Origin of the sequence: Polaromonas sp. AET17H-212 (assembly GCF_002379085.1) — a bacterium.
Taxonomy (GTDB): domain Bacteria; phylum Pseudomonadota; class Gammaproteobacteria; order Burkholderiales; family Burkholderiaceae_C; genus Polaromonas.
Window position 1 is genome coordinate 40,323 of the sequence record NZ_NBZW01000031.1, and the last position, 7,816, is coordinate 48,138.

The 7,816-nt window shown below is 59.9% G+C and carries 8 protein-coding genes and 1 pseudogene; 8 read left to right on the plus strand and 1 reads right to left on the minus strand.

Annotation, left to right across the window (positions count from 1 at the left end; genetic code table 11):
• The first annotated feature begins 5 nt into the window (after window positions 1-5).
• The 8 genes from dinG to B7G53_RS19105 all read left to right on the plus strand — a co-directional run bounded on the left by dinG (window position 6) and on the right by B7G53_RS19105 (window position 6,964).
• A complete protein-coding gene (gene dinG / locus B7G53_RS19070) occupies window positions 6-2,138 on the plus strand; it encodes an ATP-dependent DNA helicase DinG (protein ID WP_176491416.1) in 2,133 nt (710 codons plus the stop codon).
• Between the two features lie 159 nt (window positions 2,139-2,297).
• Window positions 2,298-3,749 carry a DUF1173 family protein gene (locus B7G53_RS19075; protein WP_096670647.1) on the plus strand — a complete coding sequence of 484 codons (1,452 nt, stop codon included), beginning with the start codon at window positions 2,298-2,300 and terminating at the stop codon, window positions 3,747-3,749.
• 9 nt (window positions 3,750-3,758) lie between these two features.
• The gene (locus B7G53_RS19080; RefSeq protein ID WP_096670649.1) at window positions 3,759-4,304 is read left to right on the plus strand and encodes a bactofilin family protein; all 546 of its coding nucleotides are present in this window, start codon (window positions 3,759-3,761) and stop codon (window positions 4,302-4,304) included.
• Window positions 4,305-4,333: 29 nt separating this feature from the next.
• The gene (locus B7G53_RS19085) at window positions 4,334-4,741 is read left to right on the plus strand and encodes a bactofilin family protein (RefSeq protein WP_176491417.1); all 408 of its coding nucleotides are present in this window, start codon (window positions 4,334-4,336) and stop codon (window positions 4,739-4,741) included.
• 38 nt (window positions 4,742-4,779) lie between these two features.
• Window positions 4,780-4,977, plus strand: coding sequence for a hypothetical protein (locus tag B7G53_RS19090; RefSeq protein ID WP_096670653.1), 198 nt, complete (start codon window positions 4,780-4,782; stop codon window positions 4,975-4,977).
• A gap of 264 nt (window positions 4,978-5,241) precedes the next feature.
• Window positions 5,242-5,541, plus strand: coding sequence for a hypothetical protein (locus B7G53_RS19095; protein WP_096670655.1), 300 nt, complete (start codon window positions 5,242-5,244; stop codon window positions 5,539-5,541).
• A 176-nt stretch (window positions 5,542-5,717) separates the two neighbouring features.
• A complete protein-coding gene (locus tag B7G53_RS19100; protein WP_096670657.1) occupies window positions 5,718-6,068 on the plus strand; it encodes a hypothetical protein in 351 nt (116 codons plus the stop codon).
• A 116-nt stretch (window positions 6,069-6,184) separates the two neighbouring features.
• Window positions 6,185-6,964, plus strand: a complete 780-nt coding sequence (locus B7G53_RS19105; protein WP_096670659.1) for a hypothetical protein — start codon at window positions 6,185-6,187, stop codon at window positions 6,962-6,964.
• Window positions 6,965-7,498: 534 nt separating this feature from the next.
• On the opposite strand, the pseudogene B7G53_RS19110 reads toward B7G53_RS19105, so the two are convergent.
• Window positions 7,499-7,816, minus strand: a pseudogene (locus B7G53_RS19110) (type II toxin-antitoxin system HipA family toxin); the annotation flags it as partial.

Sequence of the window (7,816 nt, forward strand, 5' to 3'; positions counted from 1 at the left end):
ACAAGATGAACCCGACCGCAAAAATTGCCTTTGAGGCCTACGAGACAGTCCTCGGGGGCGATCCTGGGTTCAAGTCGCGGCCGGGGCAGCGCGACATGGCGCGACAGGTCGCAAATACCTTCTCGTCGGGCACGCTCGGCGAGTCAGAAGCCCCGACACGCTCAATCGCGGTCATCCAGGCGGGCACAGGGGTCGGCAAGAGCCTTGCAGCCAGCGTCCCGGCCATTGCAGCGGCTATCCAGCGGAAAACGCGGGTGATTATCTCGACGGCAACGATAACCCTGCAGCAGCAGCTGGTCGAGAAGGACCTGCCGCGCTTTTCCGCGCTGATGGACAAGCCGTTCACCTTCATGCTCGCCAAGGGACGAAGCAACTACGTTTGCAAGGTCAAACTTGAGCGCTCAACAAGCGGGAAGGGCGGCGACCTGCACGGACTGTTCGACGACGAGGCGGGGCAAGACGCATCCAAGGACCCCGGCCCCACCACGGCCACTAGCGAGAGCGCGATCGTCCTGCATCGCGAACTTGCTAGGGACCTGGCCAGCGGCAAGTGGGACGGTGAAAAGGATACGGTCGGAATCGCAGGGGCCGGCCTGAAATGGGAAACAGTTGCCGCCGATCGTCATACCTGCACCGGCCGGCGCTGCCCCATGTTCTCGGGCTGCACGTACTACGAGGCGCGCAAGCGCCTTGCCGATGTGGATGTGATCGTCTCGAACCATGCGCTGCTGCTGGCCTCCTTGGGTACCAAAGTGCTGCCGGACTTGAGCGACACGCTCCTCATAGTTGATGAAGGCCATGCCCTGGCCGAGGTAGCCAGCGGTCAATTCACCGCAGAAATGGACCTCACCAACCTCCGCTGGCTCGACCAGCTCGCGCAACGCGTCCAGAAAGTTGGAACCGCGATTCGCTATGACAGCACGGCGGAAGCAATAGAGCTCACACGCAGCGTAAAGCGGGCGCTCAACGAGCTGCAGGCGATCGGCATGGGACTCTTCCCTGTCGACCGGCCCGCAGGTCAGGATACGGTCCGCTTCGAGCATGGAGTCATTCCTGACTACCTTGAGCAACCGCTGCTCAATGTCCAGGCGACCGCCAACGCCCTTGCGAAACACATGACCGGGTTGGCCGATACCCTCAACACCCTGTTGAAGGAGTCCCCCGGTGACGCTGCACGCCTGACAACGATGTATTCAGCCTTGGGGGCGTTCGCTCCGCGCCTGGATGGCGCCCTGCAGGCCGCAACTCTTCTGCTCGAGCATGCGGAAGAACCCAACGCAAAATGGCTCTCATTCAGTGACGAAACGGGTTATGTCACTGTCAAGGCCCATGCAAGCCCCCTCAACCCCGGCAAGCACCTCGCCAAGGTCTTCTGGAGCCAGGTTCGGTCAGCCGTCATTACATCCGCGACATTGACCAGCTGCGGCTCCTTTGATTTCCTCCTCAATGAAATCGGCCTCAGGGATGATCCGGACGTGACCACTCTTTCTGTGGAAAGCCCGTTTGACTTCAAACGCCAGGGGCGCCTTGTTGTGGTCCGGACCAAAAGTTCAGCACGCGACATTGCGGAATACAACCGCGAGGTCATCGGCGAATTCCTGGTGGACGCGGCACATGTGAAATCCGGCGCACTGGCGCTCTTCACTTCAAAGAAGCACATGCAACAAACCCACGAGAGCATGCCGGAATCGCTGGCAGCCAGGGTGCTGGTTCAGGGAAGCATGTCCCGCTCGGCGCTGATCAGGGAGCACAAGCGACGAGTGGACGCCGGCGAGCCCTCCATCATCTTGGGCCTGCAATCCTTTGGGCAGGGAGTCGACCTCGCTGGCGCCTATTGCGAGACCCTCATGCTCGCAAAGCTCCCGTTCCAGCCACCCACTGATGCCATCGGGCAAGCCCGCGCCGAATGGCTGACCACCCAGGGGCGCGATTCGTTCAACGAATTGTCCGTACCGGCGACGGGGGTCAAGCTCAACCAGTGGGTCGGCCGACTCATTCGCACCGAGGAAGACACCGGCACGGTCATCTGCTATGACAAGCGCCTGGTGGACACGGGCTACGGGAGACGGCTTCTCAGCGGCATGCCCCCGTTTCAGGTGATCATGCGCGCCAATGGCGAAGAATCGCCCCGAGGCTAGTTCACTGCGCGCGCGATGCGCAAAACGTGCGGCCGGCAAGTGACAGGTGCCTTGGACAGAGGCGAAAGATGCTCAACAGGGCAGAAATGGCGTGTAGAAGGGCGCTGAATGCGAGAACCCGGCCACACAATGGGCCTGTAACTTCACCGGAGTTTTGCCGTGGCCACTGCCACACTTTCACACCTCACCGACAAGTCCGCGCAAGGCAGATTCATTGGCATCCTCATTGCCGGTGAGTTCTTTGACCACGCCAGACTCGGCAACCCCTCCCAAATCCTCGCTTTCCAGCACGCGCTGGATGACGCACGCAAGCGCTATGGCCACGCACTGTGCAAGTGCCGCCGCAGCCCACTGAAGTTGCAGGTCAGGCTGCGCGAAGGGAAGTACCACCTCGCCGTCTGGCCGGAGGAAGGTCACCTCCATGATTCCAACTGCATCTTTTTCAGAGACATTGGCCAGGCGATTGCCCCTGTCGAGACCCGTGGAGGGCTGCAGATCGCCGACGGGACGAAAGGGGTTGAACTGAGCTTCAGCTTTTTCCGAACAAACTATCCGGGTGCCTCTGGTAACCAGCTGCCCAGGGTCGAGCAACCGGGCGAGCGGGCCGACCAGCCGGAGGAGTTGAACCTCCGTACGCTTTTGAATTTGTTGTGGGCGGAAGCCAGTCTGAATCGTTGGCACCCGAAGTGGAATCGTGACTGGGGTCGTGCTCGCTATGAACTGGCCCAGGCGTCTGACCGGATCACCGTCCAGGGTGAGCCCCTGAGCCGGCACATGTTCATTCCCCGGCCGTACCGGGAAAACGCAAGGGACGAGCTCAACCGCGAGTTGGAGCGATTTGTGGCCGCTTTGGCGGTCCCTAGCGGTGGCCAGGTCAAGAGTAGGCTGCTGATCGCGCCGCTGCGCCGGATCACTGACCTTGAAGGTGGATCCAAAGCCCTGCATGTGCGCCATTTGCACAAGCCTATTGGGATCAATGCTGCTGTTTTTGACTTCCTCAATCGCAACTGCCGCACGCCGCTTCGGCGCGTCCTACAGGCAAGCGAGCTGGCCGCGCCGCGCCCTGCAGGATGGGTCGATGTTCGGCAGCCAGAAACCATCGCGTTCCTCCACGTTGAGACGACTTCGCGCGGGGGCTTGTGGGCCCGCGCGGCGTGGATCATGCCGACTCACCCCTCGGTGTTCATCCCTGCCAACAACACGGACGAAATACTTCTGATCGATGCGCTGATCCACGGTCATTACCAGTTCAGCCGGAACCTCTTCGCCGAACAGGCCAGCCTGCGCACAGCTCCTGACTGGATCCTGCGTCACGTCCTTGATCCCTATGGCCGGCCCGTGCCGCGCGCCGCCCTGGAGATCTTGCCAAAGGGCGCGGCGCCGGAATATGTGGGAGCCCGCTCGGCCCTGGCAGATGCGCTGGCCGGGCAGGGCGTGCCGCGCTGGGCCTGGACGCCGGCAGGAAAGCAGATCGACCGGTGCGTCCCGCCCCTTCCGCCGTTGGATGACGGGGACCAGGCGAAGGCGAATGCAATCCTCGGCCGGATACGGGTCCACCTCGACGTTTTCTATGCCTACGGCTCGGGTCAACAGAGCCATACCCCCCAATAGGAGAGTCCCATGAATGATGAAACGCACGCCCAAACTTCGCCACTAGACGCAGCAGTCCAACCTGAGCAGGCCCAGCCTGAAATGGCCGCCGATGGAGCCGGCCCACTACGCGTGCTCGCCGCAGCGGCAGCAGCTCGTGCCGACACGTCCTTCCTCCGTGTGCCCCAACCCGCGCGCCAGTTCGGCACCGACGACTCCCTCGCGCCTGCAGCTGCTCGTCTGGCCCATGAGTGCGTGATCCCAACTGGCATGAAGTTCAAAGGGACTGCAGACCTTCCTTGCAACATGCGCATTCAGGGAGAGTTTGAAGGCAAGGTGACCGCCGCCGAAGGCTTCAGCATCACCGTCGAAGTAGCTGGCGTGCTGAGCGGCGAGTCACACGCGACAAACATCCGCATCGAAGGGAAGGCCGACGGGGTCATTGAAGCCAACGGAGGCCTCGCGAGTTTCGGCGCAAAAGCGACCTGCACGGGAGAGGTCCGCTACACCCGCCTGGCAATCGAGGAGGGCGCCGACGTTGAGGCGTCCACGAAGAAGGCAAAAGCGGCCGCCTGATCCCTACCCACCACAAAGGAATGCTCCAAATGATGAATCCCCCACAAGAACAAAACGCCGTCCGCATGCGCCTGGTCCCGCCAGGGAAGGTCGCGGGCGCCGTCAACGTCCTGCCAGCGGCGGCAACGATGAACGGCTCCCTTGAGGCCACGTCTGACCTCTGCATCCGCATCGACGGCAACTACACCGGCAAGATCGACATGAAAGTCGGCGGCACGGTCCATATCAGCGTAGGCGCTGTAGTCGTCACCGACATGCTGGTTGCCGACTTCATCTACGTGGAAGGCACCGTCAAAGACGACTTGCACGCACGGCAGGCCGTCGAGCTGGCGGCCACCTCGATCGTCCACGGAAGCGTGCGCTACGACAAGCACCTCGACATTCACCCAGGCGCTCGCCTGACGGGCCAAATGAACGGCTCTGACGCTCAGCTCTGAAAACTTCGGACCAGACGTAGCCGAAAGAAGGTTCACCCGTGCTGATCGTCGTGATTATTCTTCTGGTGGCCTCCTTCGCGCTCAGGAGCAAGGTTGGCCTTTCCATAGTCCTCACGGTGGCCTTTCTCCTGCTTGCGATGCAGGTCGGCTATGGCAAAACTGACGGCCTTACTGCCGGCACGTGCTTCGCCGCGGCGGTGGTCGCTGCCATTGGACTCATTCGCCGTTTGCGTTGATCGCCGGGCACGGACTCATAAGCAACGGGACCGACACAGCCACACCCCGGAATCCCGGAAAATTCAGGCAGAAGCGCACCTGATCTGGGCCAAACTGGTCGCTCTCGGTTGACAGTGCCAACCCCCTCTGCTTAAATTAGATCGCTTTCGGATTTTCCGAATCCGCTGACAACTGTCAGCATTTATCCACCCCTTACGGGAACCATGCGTTCCCTTTGGGGACATTGCTTGGTTCTCCCGTTTTTCCCTTTAATGGAGATGAACATGTTGAGCCAAGTCTATGAATCAAAGTACGCAGGTTTTTGCGACCACATCGGTTACGTTTTGCAGTCGATGAGCGAAGAAGCCGGTAGCACTCTCAACAGTGCTGCAAAAAGCGGTGGTCCCGTTGCAGTGCAAGCACTGCTCGATGCCGTCATGGATGCCGGTCACCGTGCGGTGCTGGTGCAAGCTCTCAATTCACCCTCCGTTTCTGGCTGGGTGCGTGAGAAACTTGAAGTGTTTTTGTATGGCGATCGCAAGCAGGTTCCTGCTCTGTTCCATCGCGTGCGCACAATTCACTGAGAGTAAACAAGAAATCGGGTTGAGTCGCTTAGGCGGCTCAACCCTTTTTCGTTTCTGCATTCCCAAATTCACCTTGATCGGGCAATACGTTCCCGTCGAGGGACGGGTGTCGTTCATCGTTTACCAACTCAAAGCGACATGAATCACAAGCATTCTCCCTGGATGGCCCGCTGAGCATGGCCAGCACTTTTACGCAGTTCGTGGACTCGCGACTTCACGTTGCACGGCCGCGAGAGCTGCTCATCCTGCTCAAACGGCGTGTAGAGCTGATCGACAAAGCCCTCCTGGCACTACCCACAGTCGAGTACGGCCACGACGCCCCAAACCGCCTCAAATGGGACCACGACACATTTCAGTGGCGCGTTACCTACTGGGTGATCAAGCGCAGTCGAGCGCAAGTCTGGAAGGAGATCTACGCCGCGATTGACACGATCCAGCCGGTTCTCTACACAGAAATCCAAAATGCCGTCGCTGCCGATTTCATCTCACGCCACAAGACGGGCGCAACATCGTTTCCCGCCCGCTAGACGACCGCGGGCTGCTTTCGCAGCAGCTCCTCGACCCGCAGGGCCGACCTACCCGAACCAGACTCACCCCTACACGCCACACGGCGATTGGGCGGGCGAAAAACCAAGGATAAAACATGACAAAAATCATCACCGTCCAGCTTTTGCTGGCCTCGGACTCCGAAATTGAAATCGAATCCTTCATCAAGAATGAACTCGAGCAACTGATCGCTGCCACGAAAGGCATGATCATCGACGGCAAGGTTATCGGCGAAAACGCCGAACCGAGCCCCGCAGTGCTGGAAGCAGTCCGCACCGGCAACTACATCCAGGGCAATGCGTTTGACCATGACAATGGCAGCGCGCGCCGGCTGCTGATCATGGCCGGCGACGTCTCGCCTTACATCATTGGGCCCTACGACTCGGAGGATGCGCGGCTTGAAGCCGCTCGCATCCACCGTACCGTAAATGGCGATCGTGACGGCATCTACATGCTCGACGTGCCTCGCGGCATCGACCCGTTCGTGGAAGCCTTCTCTGGAGCCGACCTGGACGGAGGAGCAGATCCTTTGACGACCTTCGCGATCGAGGAATTCATGGCGGGCAGGCCTCCGATTTCCCGCCTCAACCTCCCCGGCGCGCGCTACTGCCTCGACTACCAGGGCGACGAGGTGCTGGTGAACAGCGCCATGCTCGCCTCGATTGAGCAGGGGCTGGAAACGGAACTGGTTCGCGTGACCGCAACCATGCAATCTGTGTTCATGAGTCGTGACCAGGCGAAAAGCTCGTTCTCCAAAAAGGATTGGGCAAAGGCCAGAAAAAAAGGAACGACGACTAAAGATTTCGAAGCCTGGGCTGAAACCATGGCCTCGACCCTCCCGACCGCAAAAGACGTTCTGTCCGGGATCGTGGACTAAACATGAAAAATCCGCTTGCCTTGTGCAGGCGGTTTTTTTTTGCCCGGACGCCAGGAGAAATAGGCCGCCACCGTTTGCGGGCACCACCCGTCAGGTGAAGGATTCACCCCGTAATTGGTGCATACCAGTTCCGCTGGCCTCCGTGCCAGCCTCATACCTTTCGGCCATTGCGGCCTTCTCAATTCGCCTTCGACCTCATCGCAACGAGCATGGTAGGCCTATTCACCCTGCTTCACGGCCACCGCCGGCGGCAGCGTGGCGCTGAGCGAATCCACCTTGGGGGCGTGCCGGGATATGGGTCAAAATAATACTTAAGCAATAATGAAACAAGAATGCCAAGCCTTATCCAAGGCTGATGCCATCCCAGTTTATTCAGCCTGAGCTGTTCGAGTTGGCCGAGTAATGCAAGGAAGCGGTTTGTCATAATGAAACGCTGGACTACCGGAGCACTGGCATGGCGATCAAAGGAATAGAAAAGCGAGCGGTTGAAGAAGTCATGCGGGCTTACGTGCGTCCGTCCGACCCTATTGACAGCTACGAACACCTCGTCGGAAGAGCCAAACAACGCGATAGCATCGAAGAGGCGATCAACCTCGCCGGGTACGCCCGCATCAGATCCTGGAAGAGAGCCGGGCCGTTTCCGCTGGCCAGCAAGTCTGCCTTGTTGACCACCGCGGAATGCGTGGGCGCATTCTCATCAGGTAGTCGGTAGCCCAGCCGACCGATACCGTTGTTGCCCATGAGGGCAAGCAGGTGCATAGGGGTGATCGTCTGCTTTGGGAAGAACTCGCGGATCTGCATGAACAAGTACCCCTCGGGCAGGTTCATATCCATGGCCGGGAACAATGCGCC

Bases quoted from the DNA above. Each gene is read 5' to 3' on its own strand.
- B7G53_RS19100 (WP_096670657.1), top strand. From the start codon at position 5,718: ATGGCCAGCACTTTTACGCAGTTCGTGGACTCGCGACTTCACGTTGCA.
- dinG (WP_176491416.1), top strand. From the start codon at position 6: ATGAACCCGACCGCAAAAATTGCCTTTGAGGCCTACGAGACAGTCCTC.
- B7G53_RS19095 (WP_096670655.1), top strand. From the start codon at position 5,242: ATGTTGAGCCAAGTCTATGAATCAAAGTACGCAGGTTTTTGCGACCAC.
- B7G53_RS19105 (WP_096670659.1), top strand. From the start codon at position 6,185: ATGACAAAAATCATCACCGTCCAGCTTTTGCTGGCCTCGGACTCCGAA.
- B7G53_RS19080 (WP_096670649.1), top strand. From the start codon at position 3,759: ATGAATGATGAAACGCACGCCCAAACTTCGCCACTAGACGCAGCAGTC.
- B7G53_RS19085 (WP_176491417.1), top strand. From the start codon at position 4,334: ATGATGAATCCCCCACAAGAACAAAACGCCGTCCGCATGCGCCTGGTC.